Source organism: Streptosporangium sp. NPDC023825 (assembly GCF_040639575.1).
GTDB lineage: Bacteria > Actinomycetota > Actinomycetes > Streptosporangiales > Streptosporangiaceae > Streptosporangium.
Map to the genome: position 1 here is coordinate 1 of NZ_JBFAAE010000041.1, position 21,372 is coordinate 21,372.

General features: G+C 71.6%; 22 protein-coding genes. 7 read left to right on the top strand and 15 right to left on the bottom strand.

What is annotated here, in order from left to right:
• Positions 1-94: 94 nt before the first annotated feature.
• Positions 95-1,015 (top strand): NAD(P)-dependent oxidoreductase, encoded by a 921-nt coding sequence (locus AB0G15_RS28925; protein WP_362845802.1) that lies wholly within the window; start codon positions 95-97, stop codon positions 1,013-1,015.
• A gap of 433 nt (positions 1,016-1,448) precedes the next feature.
• On the top strand, positions 1,449-2,990 hold the full coding sequence (locus AB0G15_RS28930; RefSeq protein ID WP_362845804.1) for a methionine--tRNA ligase: 1,542 nt from the start codon (positions 1,449-1,451) through the stop codon (positions 2,988-2,990).
• A gap of 142 nt (positions 2,991-3,132) precedes the next feature.
• Here the strand turns inward: AB0G15_RS28930 and egtD are convergent, their stop codons facing one another.
• The 10 genes from egtD to AB0G15_RS28980 form a co-directional block, all read right to left on the bottom strand.
• Complete coding sequence (gene egtD, locus AB0G15_RS28935; protein ID WP_362845806.1) at positions 3,133-4,113, bottom strand: L-histidine N(alpha)-methyltransferase; 981 nt, start codon at positions 4,111-4,113, stop codon at positions 3,133-3,135.
• Positions 4,114-4,197: 84 nt separating this feature from the next.
• On the bottom strand, positions 4,198-4,914 hold the full coding sequence (gene egtC / locus AB0G15_RS28940; protein WP_362845808.1) for an ergothioneine biosynthesis protein EgtC: 717 nt from the start codon (positions 4,912-4,914) through the stop codon (positions 4,198-4,200).
• A complete protein-coding gene (gene egtB, locus AB0G15_RS28945; RefSeq protein WP_362845810.1) occupies positions 4,915-6,327 on the bottom strand; it encodes an ergothioneine biosynthesis protein EgtB in 1,413 nt (470 codons plus the stop codon).
• A gap of 149 nt (positions 6,328-6,476) precedes the next feature.
• Entirely contained in the window at positions 6,477-7,727 is a 1,251-nt protein-coding gene (locus AB0G15_RS28950; protein WP_362845812.1) for a glutamate-cysteine ligase family protein, read from the bottom strand.
• Between the two features lie 204 nt (positions 7,728-7,931).
• Positions 7,932-8,324 (bottom strand): zf-HC2 domain-containing protein, encoded by a 393-nt coding sequence (locus AB0G15_RS28955; protein WP_362845814.1) that lies wholly within the window; start codon positions 8,322-8,324, stop codon positions 7,932-7,934.
• 84 nt (positions 8,325-8,408) lie between these two features.
• Positions 8,409-9,059 carry a sigma-70 family RNA polymerase sigma factor gene (locus AB0G15_RS28960; protein WP_362845816.1) on the bottom strand — a complete coding sequence of 217 codons (651 nt, stop codon included), beginning with the start codon at positions 9,057-9,059 and terminating at the stop codon, positions 8,409-8,411.
• Between the two features lie 315 nt (positions 9,060-9,374).
• The gene (locus AB0G15_RS28965) at positions 9,375-11,276 is read right to left on the bottom strand and encodes a DUF2264 domain-containing protein (protein WP_362845818.1); all 1,902 of its coding nucleotides are present in this window, start codon (positions 11,274-11,276) and stop codon (positions 9,375-9,377) included.
• Complete coding sequence (locus AB0G15_RS28970) at positions 11,273-12,121, bottom strand: carbohydrate ABC transporter permease (RefSeq protein WP_362845820.1); 849 nt, start codon at positions 12,119-12,121, stop codon at positions 11,273-11,275. Before AB0G15_RS28970 ends, AB0G15_RS28965 begins: the two co-directional genes overlap by 4 nt.
• Positions 12,118-13,086, bottom strand: coding sequence for a sugar ABC transporter permease (locus tag AB0G15_RS28975; protein WP_362845822.1), 969 nt, complete (start codon positions 13,084-13,086; stop codon positions 12,118-12,120). Before AB0G15_RS28975 ends, AB0G15_RS28970 begins: the two co-directional genes overlap by 4 nt.
• An 18-nt stretch (positions 13,087-13,104) precedes the next feature.
• Positions 13,105-14,322 (bottom strand): ABC transporter substrate-binding protein, encoded by a 1,218-nt coding sequence (locus tag AB0G15_RS28980; RefSeq protein WP_362845824.1) that lies wholly within the window; start codon positions 14,320-14,322, stop codon positions 13,105-13,107.
• Positions 14,323-14,506: 184 nt separating this feature from the next.
• Between AB0G15_RS28980 and AB0G15_RS28985 the strand changes: the two genes are divergently transcribed.
• The 3 genes from AB0G15_RS28985 (at position 14,507) to AB0G15_RS28995 (ending at position 17,145) form a co-directional block, all read left to right on the top strand.
• Positions 14,507-15,868, top strand: coding sequence for an ROK family protein (locus tag AB0G15_RS28985; protein WP_362845826.1), 1,362 nt, complete (start codon positions 14,507-14,509; stop codon positions 15,866-15,868).
• A gap of 155 nt (positions 15,869-16,023) precedes the next feature.
• A complete protein-coding gene (locus tag AB0G15_RS28990) occupies positions 16,024-16,482 on the top strand; it encodes a winged helix-turn-helix domain-containing protein (RefSeq protein ID WP_362845828.1) in 459 nt (152 codons plus the stop codon).
• A gap of 390 nt (positions 16,483-16,872) precedes the next feature.
• Positions 16,873-17,145 carry a hypothetical protein gene (locus AB0G15_RS28995; protein WP_362845830.1) on the top strand — a complete coding sequence of 91 codons (273 nt, stop codon included), beginning with the start codon at positions 16,873-16,875 and terminating at the stop codon, positions 17,143-17,145.
• Positions 17,146-17,224: 79 nt separating this feature from the next.
• On the opposite strand, the gene AB0G15_RS29000 is transcribed toward AB0G15_RS28995, so the two are convergent.
• The 4 genes from AB0G15_RS29000 to AB0G15_RS29015 all read right to left on the bottom strand — a co-directional run bounded on the left by AB0G15_RS29000 (position 17,225) and on the right by AB0G15_RS29015 (position 19,250).
• Positions 17,225-17,851 carry a hypothetical protein gene (locus tag AB0G15_RS29000; protein WP_362845832.1) on the bottom strand — a complete coding sequence of 209 codons (627 nt, stop codon included), beginning with the start codon at positions 17,849-17,851 and terminating at the stop codon, positions 17,225-17,227.
• Between the two features lie 312 nt (positions 17,852-18,163).
• The gene (locus AB0G15_RS29005) at positions 18,164-18,430 is read right to left on the bottom strand and encodes a hypothetical protein (protein WP_362845834.1); all 267 of its coding nucleotides are present in this window, start codon (positions 18,428-18,430) and stop codon (positions 18,164-18,166) included.
• 60 nt (positions 18,431-18,490) lie between these two features.
• Positions 18,491-18,880, bottom strand: coding sequence for a hypothetical protein (locus tag AB0G15_RS29010; protein ID WP_362845836.1), 390 nt, complete (start codon positions 18,878-18,880; stop codon positions 18,491-18,493).
• Between the two features lie 4 nt (positions 18,881-18,884).
• Positions 18,885-19,250, bottom strand: coding sequence for a hypothetical protein (locus tag AB0G15_RS29015; protein WP_362845838.1), 366 nt, complete (start codon positions 19,248-19,250; stop codon positions 18,885-18,887).
• A 113-nt stretch (positions 19,251-19,363) separates the two neighbouring features.
• Here AB0G15_RS29015 and AB0G15_RS29020 point away from each other — a divergent pair, with 113 nt between their 5' ends.
• Entirely contained in the window at positions 19,364-19,774 is a 411-nt protein-coding gene (locus AB0G15_RS29020; protein WP_362845840.1) for a hypothetical protein, read from the top strand.
• A 268-nt stretch (positions 19,775-20,042) separates the two neighbouring features.
• Here the strand turns inward: AB0G15_RS29020 and AB0G15_RS29025 are convergent, their stop codons facing one another.
• Positions 20,043-20,237 carry a CsbD family protein gene (locus tag AB0G15_RS29025; RefSeq protein ID WP_362845842.1) on the bottom strand — a complete coding sequence of 65 codons (195 nt, stop codon included), beginning with the start codon at positions 20,235-20,237 and terminating at the stop codon, positions 20,043-20,045.
• Between the two features lie 523 nt (positions 20,238-20,760).
• Here AB0G15_RS29025 and AB0G15_RS29030 point away from each other — a divergent pair.
• Complete coding sequence (locus tag AB0G15_RS29030; protein WP_362845844.1) at positions 20,761-21,339, top strand: ATP-dependent Clp protease proteolytic subunit; 579 nt, start codon at positions 20,761-20,763, stop codon at positions 21,337-21,339.
• Positions 21,340-21,372: the final 33 nt, after the last annotated feature.

The window sequence follows — 21,372 nt, forward strand, 5'->3', positions numbered from 1 at the left end:
CAAGAGAGAACGCATCTACCAGGGCACCATCGACGTCGCCTCGATCCGCATCTGGCTCCGCGACCCAGTCAAATGATCCGCGGGACACTGCCTAGTGGCAGGAGCGACCGGAGCGATGGGCACGCAGCTGGTGCCGCGTCTGATCGGCGCGGGATACGAGGTCTTCGCCATGACACGGAACGAGTCGAACAAGGCCAGGCTGTCCGAGCTGGGCGCGGTGCCGGCCGTCGCCGACGCGCTCGATCGCGGCCAGGTCGAGGCAGCCGTGCGCGAGGCGAAGCCGGATGTGATCGTTCATCAGCTGACCGCCATCGGACACGTGGACACACGCCGTTTCGACCGCAGTTTCGCCGCCACCAACCGGCTGCGGATCGAGGGCACCGACAATCTCCTCGCGGCAGGGCGCGCGGCAGGTGTGCGGCGGTTCGTGGCGCAGAGCAACGGCGCGTTCACCTATGCCCGAACGGGTGGGCCGGTGAAGAACGAAGAGGACCGGCTGGATCCGTCGCCGGTCAGCCAGATGGCCCCGATGATCGCCGCGATCGGGCATCTGGAGAGGGCCGTGCTGGGTGCCGACTGGACCGAGGGGATCGTGCTTCGCTACGGCGCCTTCTACGGACCGAGCACCTCGATGGAGCCGGGTTCCGAACAGCTCGAGATGATCCGAAAGCGCAGGTTTCCGATCGTCGGCGAGGGCGGCGGGGTGTGGTCGTTCATCCACATCGCCGACGCGGCCGAGGCGACCGTCGCGGCGGTCGAGAACGGCGCCCGCGGTGTCTACAACATCGTCGACGATGACCCCGCCCCGGTCGCCGAGTGGCTGCCGGAGCTGGCCCGGATGCTGGGCGCCAAGAAGCCGATGCGCGTGCCGCGGTTCGTCGGGCGGCTGGCCGCCGGGGAGGCCGGCGTCGTGCTGATGACCGAGCTTCGCGGCGCGTCGAACGCGAAGGCCAAGCGCGAGCTGGGCTGGCGCCCGGCGCACCCGACCTGGCGGCAGGGCCTCCGGACGTCATGACTCCAGGCCGATCTCGTTGCCGGACAGGGTCATGAGCAAGGGAGCGGAGTAGCCGTCTTCGGCCAGGTGAGTGAGCCGGGAGCGGAGTAGCCGTCTTCGGCCAAGTGAGTGAGCCGGGAGCGGCGAAGCCGGCCGAGGGTGAAACCGCGCCTGCGGGCGTCGTGCTGCCGGGTGTCCTGCTTGACAGGTACTCGGCGCGTTCGTATGACAGGCGGCCCCGGCCGGTGCTCGGGCAATGGCCGCCCGCTGTGAAACCACCGGCTCGCGCCGGGCGGCGGGTGTTAGCCTGACCGCATGAACGCGTCCGCATGTCAGGTGACGATGCCCCGCTCACGGGGCCGCTGACGCTACACGGACGATCGTTTCCGAGGCCCGCTCACGGGGCCTCGACGCGTTCTCACCGGTCGGAGCCCCCGTTCTCCCGGAGGTTCCGATGACCGCACCGCACACCTACGTCACCACCACCATCCCGTACGTCAACGCCCGTCCCCACCTGGGATTCGCGCTGGAACTCGTGCAGGCCGACGTGCTCGCCCGGTTCCGCCGGGCGCGGGGCGAGCGGGTGCGGTTCCAGACCGGCACCGACGACAACTCCCTGAAGAACGTGCTGGCCGCCGAGGCCGCGGGTGTTCCCGTCCAGGAGTTCGTCGACCGCAACGCCGAGGCGTTCGTCGCGCTGCGCGAGCCGCTGGCGCTCGCGGTGGACGACGTCATCCGTACCAGCCGCGACCCTCGCCACCGGGTCGGGGTGGAGCGGCTCTGGCGGGCCTGCGCCGACGCCGGTGACCTCTACCGCAAGCACTACGAGGGTCTCTACTGCGTCGGCTGCGAGCAGTTCTACACCCCGGACGAGCTCACCGGCGGACGCTGCCCGGAACACGGCGTCGAGCCCCAGCGGGTCGCCGAGGAGAACTGGTTCTTCCGCCTCTCGCGCTACGCGGACCGGCTCCACGACCTCGTCTCCGGCGGGCGCCTGAGGGTCGAGCCCGCCGAACGCCGCAACGAGGTCCTCGGCTTCATCGCCGGTGGACTGGAGGACCTCTCGGTCTCCCGGTCGACCGCCCGCGCCCGCGGGTGGGGGATCCCCGTTCCCGGCGATCCCGGCCAGGTCGTCTACGTGTGGTGGGACGCGCTCGGCAACTACGTCACGGCCCTGGACTACGGCACCGGCGGTGAGAACTACCGGCGCTGGTGGACCGGCGCCGGCCGCCGCGTCCACCTGGTCGGCAAGGGGGTGTTGCGCTTCCACGCCGTCTACTGGCCGGCGCTGCTGCTGTCGGCCGGGCAGCCGCCGCCCACGGACGTGGTGGTGCACGACTACCTCACCGCCGGTGGCCGCAAGATCAGCAAATCCGGCGGGGGCGCGGCCGACCCGGCCGCCCTGGCCGGGCGGTACGGCACCGACGCCGTCCGCTGGTGGCTGCTGCGTGAGGTGCCCCGCGTCGGGGACGCCGACTTCACGGTCGACCGGCTCGTCGCCCGCGCCGACGACGAGCTCGCCAACGGGCTGGGCAACCTCGTCAACCGGGTCGTCACCATGGTCCACCGTTACCGCGACGGGCACGTTCCCCGGCCGGAGCCCGGAACCGGCGCCCCGGGAGGGGAAGGTCTGGAGGAGGCCTGCCGCCGGGCGCCGGAGCTCGTCCGCGCGGCCCTGGACGACTTCGAGTTCCGCCGGGCCACCGCGCCGGTCTGGGCCATCGTGGACGAGGCCAACCGCTACGTCGAGCACAGCCGGCCCTGGGCACTGGCCCGGGCCGAACGCGACGGCGACCCCGGCGCCACAGCCCGGCTCGACGCCGTCCTGGTGGCCCTCGTGCGGGCGTGCCAGACGCTGGGCGATCAGCTGGCGCCCTTCCTGCCGGGTACGGCCGCCCGGGTCGCCGCGCAGTGCACGGCCCGGGACGGCAGGCTTCCCGAACCGTGCCCGGTCTTCCGGAGGATCACCGTCCCGGAGCCGGGAGCCGCGCCCTGAGCGTCATCGCGCACGACGGCCGGGAGTCGTGTCCCGATCGTCGCCGCGTACGACGGCCGGGAGCCGTGCCCTGACGACCCTCACCGTGACGCGACGGCGACGGCGGCGGCGGGCGGCGTGGACACGTCGCGGCGGTCGGGGATCACGGGTGGGCCAGGACGAGGACGAAGTCGCCGGTCGGGTCGGTGTACTGGCGGATCATCCCGAAACCGGCCGCGAGGAGCTCCCGTCGCAGTCCTTCCGGGCGGAACTTGGCGCTGATCTCGGTCCGCATCTCCTCCCCGGCCGCGAAGGAGACCCGCAGGCCGAGGTCGCCGATCCGCACGCGCATGGCGCGGCTCGCGCGCAGCCGCATCTCGATCCACTCGTTCCTCGCGTCGTACAGCGCGACGTGCTCGAAGGCGTCCGGCTCGAAGTCGGCGTCCAGCTCCCTGTTGATCACGTGCAGGACGTTCCGGTTGAAGGCGGCGGTCACCCCGCTCACGTCGTCGTACGCCGCGACGAGCCGGTCGGTGTCCTTGACCAGGTCCGCGCCGAGCAGGAAGGTGTCGCCGGGACGGAGGGTGGCGCGCAGCTCCTTCAGGAACACCTCGCGTGCCGCCGGGGCCAGGTTGCCGACGGTCCCGCCGAGGAAGGCCACCATCCGCCGTCCGGTACGGGGCAGCAGGGCCAGGTGCACCTCGAAGTCGGCGCAGATCGCGCGTACGGTCAGGCCCCGGTAGCGGGAGGCGAGCCGGTGCGCGGCCTCGCCCAGGGTGGCCGCGTCGACGTCCACCGGCGTGTAGGCGCGCAGCGTTCCCGTGGCGGAGAGGGCGTCCAGCAGCAGGACGGTCTTCTCGCTGGTCCCGGAGCCGAGCTCGACCAGGGTGTCCGCGCCGCCGCGCACGGCGATGTCGAGGGCCTCCCTGCGCAGGATGGCGAGCTCGCGGCGGGTGGGGTAGTACTCGGGCAGCCGGGTGATGCGGGAGAACAGCTCGCTGCCCGCCTCGTCGTAGAACCATTTGGGCGGTAGCCACTTCGGCGTCGACGTCAGCCCGGCGCGGACGTCGTGTTCGAGTGCCTGGCGAAGATGGTCGCGGCCGAGATGGTTGACCAGGCTGATGGCTGACTGGCTGACGGACACGGGGCCTCCTGGGTGTGTGGGCCACGGTCCCGCTCGCCGGTCCGTGGCCGGGTGCTGTCTTTCCTGCGGTCTCGCTCCGCCCGGTCACAGGGACTGGACGCGCACCCCGTCGGGTGAGGCGAGGACCAGGCTGTGGTCCGGCACGGCCCGCCAGCCGGGCCGGTCGTCCAGCGGCTCGCTCGTCACGATCACGCCGTCGTGCGGGTGGCCGTCGAGGCGGAGGAAGAGCGTGTCGCCCCAGACGGTCGCGGCGATCGACGTACCGTCGCAGGCGAGGAGGTTCAGGCGGGCGCGGGGATCCTTCAGCCCGGCGCGGGTGACGACCTCCGCGAGGGCCTCGCCGAGCGGATCGCCGGCCCGGCGCCGGAGGAACACCGCGGCGGCGAGCCACGCGGAGTCGCACGAGCTCTCCGCGTCGTCGGCGAGTTGCCTGGCCACCTCCCGCGCGACACGGCCGTTGTGGCTGAGCAGCCACGGCCCGTCGGTGAAGGGCGCCGTCGCGGTCTCCTCGATCGGCATCCCGGCGCTGGCCGACCGCACGGCGGCCAGCAGGCAGCCGGAGCGGGCCGTCCGCGCGAGGCCCGCCAGGTTGGCGTCCGTCCAGGCGGGGATCGTCCGGCGGTAGCGGACCGGCTCCGCGCGGGCGGCGTCGTACCAGCCCATGCCGAAGCCGTCGGCGTTGATCGTGCCGTGGCGCTGCAGGCGCGGGGCGTAGGACTGCCGGAGCAGGCCGTGGACCGGCTCGTGGATCAGCGAGGCGAGGGTGCGGGGCGCACCCAGCCAGGACGCGTGGCGGCACATCTACCCTCGCCCCGCCGAGCGCCCCGGGGAGCGCTTCGGAAAGTGCCCAGGGGGGTTCGCCGTGGAACCCGGGGAGCGCTTCGTGGAGTCCTGGGAGTGTCCGGGGGAGTGCTCGGGGGAGGCCGAGCGGGCGCACCGGAAGCCGGAGAAGATCTGCCTGCGGGCCGGGCGGTCCCAGTTCCTGAACGTGGTGCGGACCACGGCCGGGTCGGAGGCCCAGGATCCGCCGCGCAGCACCCGGTAGTGGGCGCCGAAGAACACCTCGCTGTACTCGCGGTAGGGGAAGCTGCGGAAGCCGGGGTGGGGCAGGAACCACGAACCGGTCCACTCCCACACGTCCCCGATCATCTGCTCCGCGCCGCAGGGGCTCGCTCCCGCGGGGAAGGCGCCGAGCGGCGCGGGCCGTGCCGCCCGGTGCCCGAGGTTCGCCATGCCGGGCCCGGGGGCGTCGTCGCCCCACGGGTAGGTCCGCGCCCGCCCGGCCTCGGCGTCCCAGCCGCAGGCCTTCTCCCACTCGGCCTCGGTGGGCAGCCGCCGCCCCGCCCACCGGGCGTAGGCGTCGGCCTCGTACCAGCACACGTGCTGCACGGGCTCGTCCATGGGGACGGGCTCGGTCCTGCCGAAACGGGTACGCCACCAGGTGTCGCCGTCCCTGGTCCAGAACAGCGGGGCGAAGGCGCGGGTCCGCCGCAGCCAGCGCAGGCCGTCCGGGGCCCACCAGCGGGGGTCGTCGTAGCCGCCGTCCTCGATGAAGTCCGCGTAGGCGCGGTTGCCGACGGGCAGCCTGTCGATCCAGTAGCCGGGAAGGTCGAGCCGGTGGGCGGGGCGCTCGTTGTCGTAGGCCCACGGCTGGGTGTCGGTGCCCATCATGAAGGGGCCCGCGGGGACGAACACCTCGTCGGCGCCCTGCGTCCGCCGGGACCCGCCGGGCGGCAGGTCGCCGTCGCGGACCAGTCCCGGCCGTCCCGACAGCTGCAGGGTGGCGAGCATCGTCTCGTCGTGCTGGTGCTCGTGCTGGATCACCAGGCCGAAGACGAAGCCGTACCGCCGCAGCGGATCGGGGTCGTGCAGGTCGACCGTGTCCAGGACGTCCAGCACCCGGCCGCGCACGCCCTCGATGTAGTGGCGCGCCTCCACCGGTCCGAGGATGGGCAGGGACGGGCGGTCGGCGCGCGGGTGCCTGAACGCGTCGTACAGGTCGTCGATCTCCGGGCGGAGCGGGGTGATCCCGCCGACCTGCCGCAGCACCCACAGCTCCTCGTAGTTGCCCACGTGGGCGAGGTCCCACACCAGCGGTGACATCAGCGGTGAGTGCTGCGTGACCAGCAGGTCGTCCTCGGCGTCGGTGTAGGCCGTGGAGCGGTTCCGCGCGGCGGTCAGCTCGGCGGCGATCCGTTCCTTGAAGTCGCTCATCAAATACCTCCAGCGTGGAGACCCCGGGCTCTTCCGGCCCGGGCTCCCGGTCCCGTCTGCGCCGGTCCGGCTCCGGTCCGGTTCCGGTCCGGCTCCGGTCCGGCTCCGATCCGGTGCCGGACCGGGAGCGGCCCGGTTCCGGGGGGAGCTCAGATCCGTCCTTCCTGGGCCAGCCAGTCCGGCAGGCGCCCTCCCGGTCCTCTCGCCAGGTCCAGCAGGTCCGCGGCGGGGGCACGGCCGGGCGTCACGTGGCGGTCGGCGAACGCGGCCACCTCGCAGACCAGGGCCGGGCCCGCCCCCAGCCGGGGCAGCGCCGAGAGCGCGGCACGGAAACAGGCTCCGGCGGCCCTGCGCAGCCGGGGCTCCGACAGGCCGTGGCGCGCCGCCGCCGACCACATCCCCGCGCACGGTCCGGCCGCGGCCAGCGCCGCGTCGGCCGCGCGGTCGTCCGTCACCAGGGCGTGGGTCACCGCCGCGCACACCGGCCAGCTCGCCGGATGCTGGGCGTCGAGATAGCGGATCTCCAGCCAGCCGCGCGGCCGTACGGGCGGGAAGAGCGTCGTGGCGTGGTAGTTCAGGTCCGCCAGGGTCGGCGGGTGCTCGGACCAGGCCAGCCGGTCGCGGAAGGTCGAGCCGTCGAGGACCGGGCGGTACGGCTCCGCGCCGTCCCCGCTCTCGTCCCCGGCGGTGTCGCGCACGGCCATGAGCCGGGCGTCGAGCAGGTACTCGGCCCACGCGGCGCCGGGGTCGCCGCCCGCCGGGACGGCGGCCGTCCGGGTGCGGTCGAGCCGCTCCCACACCGCCTGGCGCCCCGACATCCACCCGCACGGCCGGCCCTCGCTGAGCGGCGAGTTCGCGAAGGCCGCCACGAGGACGGGCCCCAGCAGGTGGGCGCGCTCCCACCGCGCCGCGGGCCGGTCGCCCAGATCCAGGTTGACCTGGATCGACGCCGTCGAGCACATCATCAGCGACCCGTACGGCGTGCCGAGGAACCGCGCCATCACCTCGTACCTGGGCAGGCGCAGCTGCCGCCTGGCCGGGCGCAGCGGGTCGAGGCCCACCCCGCCCAGCGCCAGGCCGGCGTCCCGCAGCGCCCGGCGCACGGCGTTCACGTCGGCGGTGAGGAGGGCGATCGCGCCCGGCAGCGAGCCGGGTGGCCCGGAGAGCTCCAGCTGGCCGCCCGGCTCGAAGGTCACCACGCTCCCGCCGGGCAGCGGGGGCAGGGCGGCGGCGATCCTGGCCATCGGGACCTGCCGGGCGGGGGCCGTACGGTCGAAGACCAGGAACTCCAGCTCGATCCCCACCTGATCACCGGGGGAGCCGAGGAAGCAGCGTCGCGCGAATGTCTCCACATCCGAGGCGTTCCGGATCAGTGTGTTCTCGGTCGCCAGACCGGTCATCCCCATCCCCTTTCGCCTTAAATATCCAGATGTGTACGGATTTATAGAGTCGCGAGGCGCTCAGGCGTTACAGGGGGCGAGGGCAGGGCGGGCCCTCGCCGCGGCAGGCGGGGCGGCGAGGTGGCGAGATGGCGAGGGGTGGTGAGGGGTGGCGAGGGGTGGCCGATCCGGAACGGTGTCGCGGGAGGCGGGGTCCGCACCGGCTCAGGTGGGCCGCCCGGCGCGGAAGGCGGCCCGCAGCCGGTCGCGCATGCCCTCCGGCAGGCCTCCCGGCCGCGGCGGGCCGGGTGCGTCGGCGGTGTCAGCGGTGTCGGTGGTGTCGGTGGTGAGGGCGTTGTCGTGGTGCGGGTCGTCGGCCTTAGCGGCCTCGTCGGCCTTGGCGGCGTCGTGGGGACGGTCGGGGGCTTCGGCGGTCCGGAGGCGGCCGAGGGCCTCGACGGTGACGCGGAACTGGTCGAGATAGCGCTCGCAGCCCTCACAGCCGCCCAGGTGTTCCTCGAACCGGTGCCGGGTGGGCTCGTCGAGTTCACCCTCCAGGAAGGCGGTGACGAGTTCCACCGCCTCCTCGCAGCTGAACCGCTTCACAACCTTGACCACCTCACCGTCCCGATGACCGGATCTGTAATCGACCCTTTGACCTGACCTGACCTGATCTGACCTGATCTGCCGCGCCGCCCGGTGCTACGCCGGACGTCTCGCCGTCTCGAAGTAGTCCTCCAGTCGCCCGCGTACCGCCGTGCGGGCGCGGTGCAGCAGGACGCGCTGGTTGGCGGCGGAGATCTCCAGGATCTCGCAGACCTCCTCGGAGGTGCATCCCTCGACGTCGCGGAGCGTGATCACGGTGCGCTGCCTGATCGGCAGCTCGGCCAGGGCGGCGGCGATCCGGCCGCGCACCTCGGCGGCGAGCACCTCGCTCTCCGGGGTCGGCCAGGCGGCGGGAAAATCCTTCCAGTGTCCCGGGAGGGGGTCGTCCACCCCCTGGAAGCACGAGCGGTCGACGGTCTGCCTCTCCTGCTCGAAGGCACTGCTCCAGGGCACCGTGCGATTCTCGCGCACGCCCCGCTTCCTGGCCGTGTTGACCAGGATCCGGTAGACCCAGGTCTTGACCGACGAGCGGCCCTCGAAGCCCTCGATGCCCCGGATCACCGCCAGCCAGGTGTCCTGCACGACCTCTTCCGCCGAGTCGTTGGTGGACACGTGCGCGCGGGCCAGCCACAGCATCCCCCGCGACCAGGTGTCCAGCAGTGCCGTGAACATCGCCTCATCCCCGGCGCGCAGGGCCGCGACGACGACATCGTCCGAGGGCAACGCGCCGTCTGTGAAGGACGTCACGGTCGCCTCCTCCCGGTGGGGCATCTGGAAGATCCATGGCCGTGACGCGCGCGGCCGACGCGCGGCGCTCGCGGGCCGTCGCGACGGCGCGGCGCTCCGTTCGGCGTCCCGGCCGTCGTGGCACCCCTCCCGGTCGAGAGCGCGACCGGGAGAAAAAGGTAGGTCTGGGAGGAAAATTCCCATTCTGACCTGCTTCGACACCTTTTCGGCCACGGCCTCCGCCCGTGCGGCCGCGACCCCCGGTCGTGCCGGGGGTCGCGTGCCGTCGGGTCCTGTTCGAACCTGTCTTCTGGAATCGACGGTCTGCCGGTCTGGTCAACCGGTCCCGAAGGGGTGGCCGTCCGGGAGGAGCGCCAGGACGCCTTCCAGGCCGGGCGGTTCCGGCCAGTCCGCGGGCTCCTCGGTGCCGGAGAGGCCGAGGACCGCGCAGGCCAGCCAGTACTCGCCCGGCTCGTGCTCGCCGCGCAGCGTGGGGATGACCGTACGCGGGACGACGACGTTCGTCCCCGGCAGGGCACGGACGATTTCCCCGGCCCTTCCCGCTCCGGGCGTCCCGCCGAGGTCCTCGATCACGCACAGCCCGGCCGGGGAGCCGAGGCGGGCGTGCCCGGGCCCCTCGGCGACGCGGTGGGCGACGGGGTCGCGATCGACCGCGAACGCCCCCTCGGCCGACAGCAGCCCCCGCCCCGACCGTACGCGGTGCACCCGCACGTGCCACGGGGAGCGGGCGAGCAGCCAGGTGTCGACCTCCACGTCCGGCCACGGCGCCCACCGGGCGTGCAGCACCCCGTCGCGCGCGGAGAAGTCCCCGGGCGCCTCGCAGGGCCGCCAGTGCGTCCCGTCGTCGCTCAGGGCGAGGGTGCTGTCGAAGGCGCCCTGCTCCAGCCCCCACGAGCCGGCGGGCACGCTGAACCCGAAGGACGTCGAGTAGGCGAACTTGGCGTACTTCGCCGCGCCGTGCCGCACCCACGTGTTGTGCTGCCCCGCGCTCAGCATGACGACCTGCCTGCCCTCCTCGCACCGCATCAGCGCGACACCGGCCTCGGGCTGCACGCCGGTCTCGGGGAGCTCCCGCGCGGGCTCCTCGCCCGCCGCCCAGAAGGGATGATCGCCGGCGAGCGCGAGCGGCAGGAACGCCTTCATCGCCCAGTACGGGGAGCCGGGGGCGTTGTACTGCTCGGCGAGGGCGGGCTGGGCGTAGCCGTACCCCAGGGTCAGCAGGCCCGAGGCGTCGCGGAGCGGCCGCCGCAGCCACCAGCGCAGGTGCCGCATCAGGTGGCCGCGCACCTCCCCCCACGGCAGGGCCTCGACCCCCGCGAAGCCCAGGGCGCCCCAGAATGCCCCCTGGGCGAAGCGGTAGGTCAGGCTCCGGCCGAAGGGCACCGCGGCCCCGTCCGAGGTGAACCAGTGCTGGAAGTCGAGCGCGAACGCCGACGCCCGCCCGCGCAGGCGCTCCGCCCGGCCGGGGTCGCGGTCACCGGCCAGGGCGGCGTAGACCAGGCCGTAGAAGTGCATCGCGAAGGGGACGTAGTAGTCGCGCTGCGCGGTGGGGCCGTCGCTGTACCAGCCGCCGTCCAGGGCGAAGGACTCCAGCCGCTCCAGCCGGGCGTGGTTGGGCCCTGGGTCGAAGCGCACCCCGACCCGGTCCAGCCCGAGCCCCACCAGCACGGGGAAGAACCGCCAGTTGTTGTCGGCGGTCTCGCGGGTCATCGCGTGGAGCAACCAGGCCGAGAGGTTGTCCCGTTCCCGGCCGCTCAGCGGGTCCCACACGGCCTCGGGGGCGAGGGCGAGCGCCAGGCCGATCGCGGCGGTCTCCACCAGCCGCTGGTCGACGTCGGTCGCCGCCCCCCAGAACTCCCCGTGCCCGGGGTCGGTCCCGGCGGCGAGACCGCGCCGCCACAGCTCCCAGTGCCCGAAGGACCCCCCTCCGGCCGCCAGCGGCGCCAGCCCCCACAGCGGGCGGGCGAACGCCTCCAGCTCGGCGGCCTCGTCGCCGTAGTGGGCCGCGTTCGCCCCGAGCCGCAGGCGCGCCCGCCCGGGGCTGAAGCGGGGGACCAGCGGCTCGGCCAGCTCGGTCACGAGCCGGCGCATGTCCTCGCGGCCGCGCATCGCCCCGCCCGCTCCCGGCGGATCCTCGCGGTCGCGCATCGCCCGGCTCGCGGCCGGCGGATCCTCGTGGCCGCGCGGCACCTCGCCCGCGGCCGGGGAAGGGGTCAACTCTTGAGCCCGGTGAACGCGATCCCCTGCATGATGCGGCGTTGGAAGATCAGCAGGACGACGATGACCGGGACGACCGCGAGGGTCGCGCCCGCCATGATGTAGTACGACCGTCCGGACTCGCTGCTGGCCAGCTGCTGCAGGGCCAGCGGCAGCGTGTAGAGTTCGGGGTCGTTGAGCACCACCAGCGGCCAGACCAGGTCGTTCCAGTGGAAGATGAAGCTGGTGATCGTCACGACCGCCAGCACCGGCTTCGACAGCGGGATGATGATGCGCCAGAAGATCTGCATCCGCCCCGCGCCGTCGATGCGCGCCGCCTCCTCCAGCTCGGCGGGCAGCGACATGAAGAACTGGCGCAGCAGGAAGATGTCCAGCACCGAGGCGATGTTGGGCAGGATCAGGCCCCACCCGGAGTCGAACATGCCGAGCGACTGGGTGACGTGGATGCGCGGCACCAGCAGCGTGATCGTGGGGACCATCATGCCCGCGAGCAGGACGACGAACAGCTTGTCCCTGCCGGGGAAGGGGATCCTGGCGAAGGCGTAGGCGGCCAGCGCGTCCACGAGGAGCTTGGCCGGGACCAGGATCAGGCAGACCCAGACGCTGTTGACGAACGCCTGGCCCAGCCCGCTGACCTCCAGGACGTGGTCGTAGTTCTCCAGCGTGGGGGAGAACTCGCCGGTCTTGCGGTCGAGCGGCAGCAGGCTGGGCACCTTGGTGTAGACGTCCGAGCCGTGCTTGAACGAGGTCGCCAGCATCCACAGGAACGGGACGACCGACACCAGGGCCAGCAGCACCAGCGCGATGTAGATGGGCGCGAGCCGTACTTTCCTCGCGGCCTTCACGACGCCTCCTGCTTGACGAACTTGAACTGCAGCGCAGTAATGATCATGATGAAGACGAACAGGATGAACGACATCGCGCAGGCCGCGCCCATCGCGTCGTAGCGGAACGCGAACAGGTACAGGTGCAGGACGTAGGTCAGGCCCGACTGCTCGGGGCCGCCGGTGACGCTCCTGCCGCCGCCGCCCGAGAAGATCACGTACACCAGGCCGAAGACCTGGAGCGCCGCGATCACGCCGGTGACCAGCAGGTAGAAGGTGGTGGGCCGCAGCATCGGCACGACGATCTTCCAGAACCGCTGGACAGGTCCCGCGCCGTCGATGATCGCCGCCTCGCGGATCGAGTCGGGGATGCCCTTCAGCCCGGCGAGATAGATGATCATCGAGATGCCGCACTGCCAGGCGGCGATGAACGACAGCGCCGGGATGACCAGGTCGGGGGTGTTGAGCCAGTTCTGCGGCGGGATGCCGACCAGCCCGATCATGGTGTTGACCAGGCCGTACTGTGGGTCGTAGAGCCAGCGCCAGATGGCGCCCACGGCCGCCTCGGCGGTCACGACCGGCAGGAACAGCAGCAGCCGGAACGTGTTGGAACCCCGGCGGATCGCGTTGATCAGCAGCGCCTGGACGAGCGCGGTGCCCAGCGTCAGCGGCACGGCGATCAGCGTGTACTGCAGGGTGACCTGGACCGACTTCCAGAAATGCGGATACTTCACGTCGTCGAACAGCAGGTCGGTGTAGTTGGCCAGGCCCACCCAGTTCGGCGCCGTCCGCAGGTTCCAGTCGGTGAAGCTGTAGTAGAGGGCGGCCAGTGCGGGATAGAGCAGGAAGATGACGAAGTAGATCACCGCGGGGGCGATCAGCAGCCACCCGATGACGTGGTCGCGTCGCCCGAAACCCGGGCGACGGCCTCGCCGCCCGGGAGGAGGCGTCACGGCGGGCTTGTCAGCCAGCACCGGAGATGCCACGTTTGCCTCGCTTTCGCGTTAGCCGTTCCACTTGAGCAGCGCGCGCGTCTTGTCCGCGGCCTCGGTCAGCGCCTGCTGGGAGGTGACCTTGCCGCTCAGCGCCGCCTCGATGGCGGGTGCGATGATCTCGTCGTTGATCTGGATCCACTCCGGCAGGGCCGGCCTGGCCTGGGCGACCTTGAGCTGCTCCAGGAACGCCGCCTGGTCGGGCCCGAACGTGGCCGCGTCCCGCTCGGCCGCCTCGATGTTGGTCGGGAAGCCGCCCAGCGCCTGCGCCAGCGTGGTGTTGTTCTGGGCGTTCGTCAGGAAGGTCAGCCACTTCCACGCCAGCTCGGCGTTCTTGCCCTTGCTGAAGACCACCGCGTTCTCGCCGCCGATGTTGCCGGCGGGCTCGGTCTTGTACGGCAGCGGGGCGGTGCTGAACTCCAGGTCGGGGAAGTCCGCCTTGATGGTGGCCACGTCCCACGGGCCGGAGATCATCATTCCGGCGAGGCCGTTCTCGAAGGGCTTGTCCGAGTCGGTGATCTGCCGGGGCGACGAGGGCAGCAGGTCCACCCAGAGCTGGAGCGCCTCGACCGCGGGCGGCTGGTCGAACAGGATCTTCTTGCTCTTCTCGTCGACGAGGGAGCCTCCGGCGCCCCCGACGAAGCCCGGCCACATCCAGCCGCCGTAGCCGTCGCCCTTCGGCACGACCATGCCCGCGACCTTCGGGTCGGCCTGGTGGATCTTCGCGGCCGTCGCCTTGAGCTCGTCCCAGGTCTTGGGAGGCGTCGGCACCAGCTTCTTGTTGTAGAAGAGCGCCACCGCGGTGTGGTCGAGCGGCAGCCCGTAGAGCTTGTCGTTCACCTTGTTGGTGTTGAGGGCGCCCTCGTAGAAGATCTTCTCGTCGACCGTGCCGGCGGGCATCTCCTTGATGGTGCCGTCCAGCGCGTACCTGGCGACCAGCGGCTGGTCCAGGATGCCGACGTCGGGGACGGTCCCGGCGGCGACGGCGCTGCCCAGCTTGGTGTTGTAGTCGTCCTTGGGGATCTTGACGATCTTGACGTCGACGTTGTTGGCCTTCTCGAAGTCGGTACGCAGCTTCTCGATGACCTCCCCTGCCTGCGGGGTGCGGTCCTGGAACATCCAGTAGGTCAGTGTCGTGGCCTCCGAGGCCGTCCCGTTGTCGCCGCCGCAGGCGACGAGTCCGGCGAGCAGTGCCATACCGGCCGCAGCCCCTGTGACTCTCCTGATCATTTCTTCCTCCTGATGGGGGGTGCAACGGACGATAATGTAAGATGTGAAAAAAGTTCAGTCCCCTTGAGAAACGCTTTGGTAACACGGAGGAGAGACGGGCGTAGGTCACCCGTGGGGCAGGGGCCGTCCGGGAGTCCGGGGCCGCGCGAAGATCTTCGAGTTCTCAATTACCATGTGCCGTGACATGGGGAGGTGGGCCATCGTGAGGCCCGAGCGCAGGACGGTCCGCGACGTGCGCAAGGGCAACCGGGCCATGCTGCTGCGGACGCTCTACTTCAGCGGTCCCGTGACCCGCAACGAGCTGACCAGGCTCACCGGGCTCAGCGCCGCCACGGTCAGCAGCATGACGGGCGACCTCCTCGCCGAGAACATCGTCGTCGAGGCCGGCCAGGCCGAGTCCGACGGCGGCCGCCCTCGCGCGATCCTCCGCGTCAACCCCGTGTACGGCCACGTGATCGGCGTCGACGTCGCCGAGACCCACGTGCGCGTCGAGCTGTTCGACCTCGAGATGAACGAGCGGGCGAGGGTCGAGTACGCCCTGCGTCCCGCCGGGCACCAGATCGAGCTCGTGGTGCGCCACATCCTCGCCGGGATCGAGGTCGTCCTCGACGACGCGGGTATCCCGGCCGGTCAGGCCCTCGGCGTGGGGGTGGGCGTCCCGGGCATCGTCGAGGACGGTCCCGACGCGCTCATCCACACCAGGACCTTCGGCTGGGACGGCGTACCCATGGGAGCGCTCCTACGGGCAGGCACCGCGCTCCCGCTGTTCGTCGAGAACGGTGCCAAGGCGCTGGGACGCGCCGAGCTGTGGCCCGCCCTCCGCCGGGGCGGCGACCCGGGCCGCGAGGGCGCGGGACGCGGCATCAGTGGCATAGGCGGTGCCGGTGGCATCGGCGGCGTCACACCAGGTTCCGGTGGCCCGGGAGGTTCAGGTGGCCTGGCGGGCTCGGGTGGTCCAGGGCGCGAGAGCGACGGCGCGGGACACGGGTCCGGTGACGCGGTGATCGTGCTGATCGGCTCCGGCGTCGGGGCCGCCATCGTCTCCGACAGCGTGACCTTCCGCGGCGTGAGCAGCAGCGCGGGGGAGTGGGGCCACACCAAGATAGTGGTGAACGGCCGGATCTGCCGGTGCGGCGGGCGCGGCTGCCTGGAGGCGTACATCGGGGCCGAGGGCATCCTCGACCGCGCAGGGGTGCCCACCCGGACGACCGACTGGCAGGCCGAGCTGGCCGCCCTGGTGGAGTCCAGGTCGCCGGTGATCACCCAGACCGTCACCTACCTGGGCGTCGGCCTGTCCAACCTGATCAACCTCATCAACCCCGAGCGGATCGTCATCGGCGGCTGGCTCGGGCTCCTGCTCGGCAGGCACCTGCTCGACGACATCCGCGCCGCCTCGGCGGAGAACTCCCTGCCCCGGCCGTACGCGGCGACCTCCATCGTCCTGGGTCGCCTCGGCCCCGACGCCGTGGCCCACGGGGCCGCCACCCTCGTCCTGGACGAGTTCCTGAACGCCCATCCCTCCGCGCGGATCCCCGCGTCCCGCTGATCCGGGGGAGTCTCCCGGCCGGAAGAGGTCCCGCCGCCCCGCACGGCTTCGCGGGCCGGGCCAGGCTCACCGATTCCGCCCTGACAGGGAAACGCGGGGGTGACATGGGGTGGGTGCCTGTTAGATCCTATTTGCCCAGATGAGAGCCTTAAAGTATGAGATATTCAGACAGGGGTGGTGGGCTGTCCGCCCAGGAGCGGGCCAGGCGCGAGAGGCTGCGGTTCCAGGCCGCGGACATGTTCGCGGGGGAGATCGCGCCGGCGCGGGTGGCCCGGCTGCTGGGAGTCACCCGGAAGTCCGCCTACGAGTGGTACGCGCTCTGGCGGCGGGGCGGCAGGGCGGCGCTGGTCTCCAAGGACACCGGTAGTGGCCGCAAGCTCACCGACGAGCAACTGGCGCGGCTGGAGGAGGCCCTGGAGGAGGGCGCCGCCGCCCACGGATGGGCCGACAGCCGCTGGACCGCTGAACGCGTCGCCGCGCTGATCGCGGAGAGGTTCCAGGTCTCCTACACCGCGCGAGGGGTGGCCTATCTGCTGGACCGGCTGGAGTGGACCGGCCGTTTCCAGTTGCCGGTACGCCGGACCGCGCGGCGGACGGGGCGACAGGCCGGGTGACAGCCGGGTGACAGCCTGGGCGGCGGAAGAAACGACGGACGGGCGGTGGACGGGGCGACAGGCCAGGCGGGGCGACGGACGGGGCGGTGGACCGGATGACGGGCGGGGCGACGGACGGGGTGGCGGACCGGATGACGGGCGGGGCGACGGACGGGGTGTGGATCCCCGGTGTGGGCGGGCTCGTGATCCCGGCTCCGGTGTAACCTCCGCCTTTCCTTTCCGGCGACAATCCCGGACCAAGGCTTTGTCCTCTCTGGGGCGAAAGTCCTTATGCCTGTGAACTAGCGTCTTACGTGACGTCGATTCAGCATATTTCCTGGAAATCTGTTCGACGCCCTGTAAGTCCTGGCGGCACGCCGGGTTCAATCATTAGACACGGAGTGATTTTTCATGTTCAAGCATGCTCTCGCCGCCGGAACCTTGGTGGCATCCACCCTGATCGTCGGCCTGACGATGGCGGCCCAGCCCGCCGGCGCAAGCGCGGCGCCCCAGCAGGTCGCCTCCCTGTCGGCACTCCCGGCGACCGCGGGCGGCAGCAGCTTCGACCCCTTCAACCCCTTCGGTTTCTACCCCCGCTATTCGCCCTTCGGCGTTTACAACACATATGTTCCTTTCGGCTTCCGGCCTTACTACCGTCCCTTCTTCTTCCACACTCACTGGTAAGCCCGAAAACGGTAGAGCACGGTAATGGCCGAGCATGACGGCGCCGGGCGTGGCCGACCACGCCCGGCGCCGTTCGCCGTCACGGTGACGGTGGCGTTGCCGCCGCCCGTCGCGGTCCGGCCACACGATCCGGCCGGGCCGATCGCCGCCGTCCGTACGCCGTCCGCCCGAACGGTTTGAAGACCGAGAGCACCACGTTGAGCACGTAGAGGGTCAGGGCGACGCTCGGCGCGATGACCAGGACGCGGTCCACGCCGCCGAGATCCAGGGAGAGCAACTCCCCTGGGAGGGCCTTCGACACCGTGGCGGCGGCCGTCTCGATGTGGGAGCGCAACGCGAGTATGGACGCGGTGGCCGCCACCAGCGTGGTCACCAGCTTGATCAGCACCCAGCGGTACCTGACGAATCCCCACGGCGTGCCCAGGCAGAGCAGCACGCCGGTCAGCAACGCGCCGAGGCTCACCGGGACGATCAGCACGTCACCGAAGACGTCCATGGCCAGGTAGGAGGCCCGCAGCACCTCCGGATCCCCGGTCATCAGAGCGGCGACCCCGAGGCTGAGCAGGCCGAGGTCGAGCCCGAGCCAGCCGACCGAGATCACCACGTGCAGGGTCAGGACGGTCCTGCGGACCGGAGGTGACATGACCGGCACGGGGCGGCGGGCGGTACGCGCGGTGCGGTCGTCGGATGGGGCGGTCGCGGGCATGGGCGCCTTCCGGGCACGTGCCGCGCCGTGTACCGGCCCCTGTCGCGAGGGCCGTCAGGAGACCCGGGGCGTGGGGAGGACCGGCGAAACGGCCCGGCGGGAGCGGGACGGGATCGTCATGGTGTCCCCTCCACTCTGACCGGGAACGTCCACCGGGCCGTCCTCCACCGGTTGGCCTCTCACGTACGCCCTCCGTCGTACGGGGACGTCATTCGTGAGGTGGCCCGCCCCCGTCCCGCCCCGCGCGCGGGACGGAAGGTGTCCGGGCCGGGGACACGCGGCGGGCGCGTCCCGGGAGCCGCTCGCGGCGGCTCAGCCCGCTTCCGTCGTCGTACCCGGAGCGGTACGTGACTGCCGGCGCATCGCCAGCACGATGTCCGCGATCGCGATCACGGCCAGCACGGCCATCGCGACGGTGAGCCAGGTGATCCCGGCCACGACGCCGAGCACTCCGAGGCCGATCACCGCTATCAGGGCGAACGAGCCCAGGCGGATGTGAACGACGTCGCGCGGGGTGGCCGCGACCATGGGCTTCCCGCTCGCCGAAGTCTCCTCCGGCATCTGTCCTTCGGCCGTCATGTTTCCCTCCTTGGTTGAGACGCACCCTTTACCCGGATGCCCGGCTGTCATGTGTCCAGCTCACGTCCGGCGTGACTGTTCGAGGGCTTCCACCAGTCCTTCGGGATCGGAGACCGTCAGGGTTGCGCCCGGATGGGTCAGGAAACCACCGGGTGCCAGAGCGGGCACCGGGGTGTGGAACCGGACGCACACGCCTCGCCTGGCGTTGGTGCCGAACGTCACCCCGCGGTCGGCCAGAGACAGGCGCGGTCCGATGGCCTTCCACGGCGCGTACGGGCCGGTCACGGTGGTGCCCGCGACGTTGGACAGGGGTGTGCGCAGCGACCAGAAGCCGAAGCGGACCGAGAACTCGTCCTCGCGGACCTCGGCGAAGGCCCTGCCGGGCCCCACCCCGAACAGCAGCAGCGGTATACGCCACGCCGGGTCGAAGCCGAACGCGAAGCGCGTCATCTCGTCAGGACTCCCACGGGGCGGCCTCGCCCATCTTGGCGTAGTACTTGGCCAGGTGGGCCTTGATCCGGCCGAGGTCCTCCTCCGGCACCTTGACCCCGCCCCGGGCCCCCTGGAGGACCCCTCCCGCGGCTCGCACGGCATGGGGCACCACCTTGAGCCTGCCGTCGATCACATCGGCGATGGGTAGCTTGTAGCTTCCGAAGTTCTCCGGTTCGTCGCCGTCGTACCAGAGATGGGCTTCCCGGTAGCGGTCGTTGGGCTCCTCCGTGGCACCCGACCACGAGCGGACGCGCTTCTCGGCCGCTTCGCCGTCCCAGGTCCTGTCGTGATCGGCCAGTGGCAGATCCTGAAAGCGGGTGACCGTCATGATCTCGCTCCCTTCGTCGAGGGTTCCCATACCCGGGTGACCGGACCCATGCCTGCCCGCGACATATTTGGGCTTTCCCGGGGGAGGGGATCGGCATGACCGACACTCCTGAGGTGAGCGAAGAAACGGCCGAGCGTGAGACCCCCGAGCAGGACCTGCCGCCCGCGGGCCCGCGAGGGGCCGACGGCGAGAGCCGGGTCGTGGCGGAGCGGTCGGGGTCGGACACGGCCTTCCCCGAGCGGCCGTTGCTGGCGGACCCCGACGACGCGCGCCGCACCCCTGAAGAGGAGAGCCCCGAGGGGGCGAGCCAGGCCGAGGCCGCGGCCGACGGCAAGACCGACGACGGGGCCGGAGCCGACGGAGCCGGGGCCGACGGAGCCGGGGCCGACGATGGGGCCGACGGAGCCGGGGTCAGTGCCGAGGACGGCGATGGCGGCGAGGACGGGACCGAGGAGAGCGAGGGGGGCAGGAAGGGCGCGTCCGGCAACGGAACGCCGGAACCGGAGGTCGGCCCGGCCTCCTGACCCGGCCTTCCGGGGGTTACCCGGCCTTGGCCTTCCGAGGGTTACCCGGCCTCCTGGAAGTCGTTCTCTTCGAAGCCTCCCGGCCCGGCGACCTCCCTCCCGGCCCGCCGACCTCCGGGGAGCCGCCCCCTGACGCGGCGGAGGAGGTCCCGTGACGCGGCGGGGGAGGAGGTCCCGTGAGGCGGCGGGGGGTTTCCGGAAAACGGAGGTCCCGTGACACGGCGGAGGGGGTCCCGGAAAACCGGGACCCCCTCCACATGGTCGAGGTTCAGCTCTTGAAAGCGTCCTTGACCTTCTCCGCGCCGTCCTTCAGCTTCTCCCCAGCCTGCTTGAGGTGGCTGTCGGCCTGGTCGGTCCTGCCCTCGGCCTCGAGTCGCTCGTTGCCGGTGGCGCGTCCCGCGCCCTCCTTGACCTTGCCCCCGAGCTCTTCGGCCTTGTTGGCAATCTTGTCGTCGGCACCCATGGTGCAATTCCTCCCGTTTGTGGAATCTTGTCCATGCACTGGTTCCCCTCTCCCGGACAGGAGGGGGTAAACATGCCCGCCCTGGAGGCCAGGCCAGGCCAGGCCAGGCCGATCCGGAACCGGCCGGCCGATGAGGACGCCCGGAGGACGGGTGCGCGGGTCGCGCCCACTCCCGGAGCCGCCGGCCGGGTCGGTGGGTCGGCCGGATCGCCTCCACCGCCGGACGTCGCCCGCACGGCGGGATCGCGTCCCTCGCCGTAGGGGGACGTGCCCTGGCCGAGAAACGCCCGTGCCGTGACCGCGAAACGGCCGTGCCAGGCTTCGGAGGGGCGCCGGGCGCGGGTTCCGGAACGGCCGGGTGCGGTGCCGCGGCGGCCGGGTCCGGCGGGAAAACGGAATGACGGACGCTGCGCTTTCAGCGGAAAGCGCTGACAGCGAACGAACGGAAAACGCGGTCTCCGGCGGGACTATGGTCGCGAGTATTCGTTATTCGCAAACCCCGGGTTCGGAGTGGGTGGAAGACATGAGCGGTCCCCGGATCGTCCCCGAAGACCAGCTGTACCAGCGGCTGCTGCGCAAGCGGATCGTCGTGCTCGGCAGCGAGGTGAACGACGAGGTCGCCAACCGGATCTGCGGGGAGCTGCTCCTGCTCTCCGCCGACGACGACCGGCGCGACATCTGGCTCTACATCAACTCACCCGGTGGCTCGGTGTCGGCCGGAATGGCCATCTACGACGTGATGCAGTACATCCCCAACGACGTCGCCACCGTGGCCATGGGCATCGCGGGGTCAATGGGGCAGTTCCTGCTCTGCTCGGGAACCCCGGGCAAGCGCTACATCCTGCCGCACGCCAGGGTGATCATGCATCAGCCCTCGGGGGGCCTCGGGGGCACGGCCGCCGACATCGCCATCCAGGCCGAGCAGATGCTCTACACCAAGCAGACGATGCGCGAGCGGATCGCCTTCCACACCGGCCAGCCGCTGGAGCGGATCGAGGAGGACTGGGATCGCGACCGCTGGTTCACCGCCACCGAGGCCAGAGACTACGGTTTCGTCGACCAGGTCATCCGGAACACCAGCGAGGTGGTGTCCGAGAGCTGACATTCCGTTCCCGAGGCGACCTTCTCTCGGGAT

Excerpts from the sequence above, each read along its gene's own strand:
- AB0G15_RS28930 (WP_362845804.1), top strand. The coding sequence starts at position 1,449 with ATGACCGCACCGCACACCTACGTCACCACCACCATCCCGTACGTCAAC.
- egtC (WP_362845808.1), bottom strand. The coding sequence starts at position 4,914 with ATGTGCCGCCACGCGTCCTGGCTGGGTGCGCCCCGCACCCTCGCCTCG.
- egtB (WP_362845810.1), bottom strand. The coding sequence starts at position 6,327 with ATGAGCGACTTCAAGGAACGGATCGCCGCCGAGCTGACCGCCGCGCGG.
- AB0G15_RS28950 (WP_362845812.1), bottom strand. The coding sequence starts at position 7,727 with ATGACCGGTCTGGCGACCGAGAACACACTGATCCGGAACGCCTCGGAT.
- AB0G15_RS28980 (WP_362845824.1), bottom strand. The coding sequence starts at position 14,322 with ATGATCAGGAGAGTCACAGGGGCTGCGGCCGGTATGGCACTGCTCGCC.
- AB0G15_RS28985 (WP_362845826.1), top strand. The coding sequence starts at position 14,507 with ATGGGGAGGTGGGCCATCGTGAGGCCCGAGCGCAGGACGGTCCGCGAC.
- AB0G15_RS28990 (WP_362845828.1), top strand. The coding sequence starts at position 16,024 with ATGAGATATTCAGACAGGGGTGGTGGGCTGTCCGCCCAGGAGCGGGCC.
- AB0G15_RS28995 (WP_362845830.1), top strand. The coding sequence starts at position 16,873 with ATGTTCAAGCATGCTCTCGCCGCCGGAACCTTGGTGGCATCCACCCTG.
- AB0G15_RS29000 (WP_362845832.1), bottom strand. The coding sequence starts at position 17,851 with ATGCCCGCGACCGCCCCATCCGACGACCGCACCGCGCGTACCGCCCGC.
- AB0G15_RS29005 (WP_362845834.1), bottom strand. The coding sequence starts at position 18,430 with ATGACGGCCGAAGGACAGATGCCGGAGGAGACTTCGGCGAGCGGGAAG.
- AB0G15_RS29010 (WP_362845836.1), bottom strand. The coding sequence starts at position 18,880 with ATGACGCGCTTCGCGTTCGGCTTCGACCCGGCGTGGCGTATACCGCTG.
- AB0G15_RS29015 (WP_362845838.1), bottom strand. The coding sequence starts at position 19,250 with ATGACGGTCACCCGCTTTCAGGATCTGCCACTGGCCGATCACGACAGG.
- AB0G15_RS29025 (WP_362845842.1), bottom strand. The coding sequence starts at position 20,237 with ATGGGTGCCGACGACAAGATTGCCAACAAGGCCGAAGAGCTCGGGGGC.
- AB0G15_RS29030 (WP_362845844.1), top strand. The coding sequence starts at position 20,761 with ATGAGCGGTCCCCGGATCGTCCCCGAAGACCAGCTGTACCAGCGGCTG.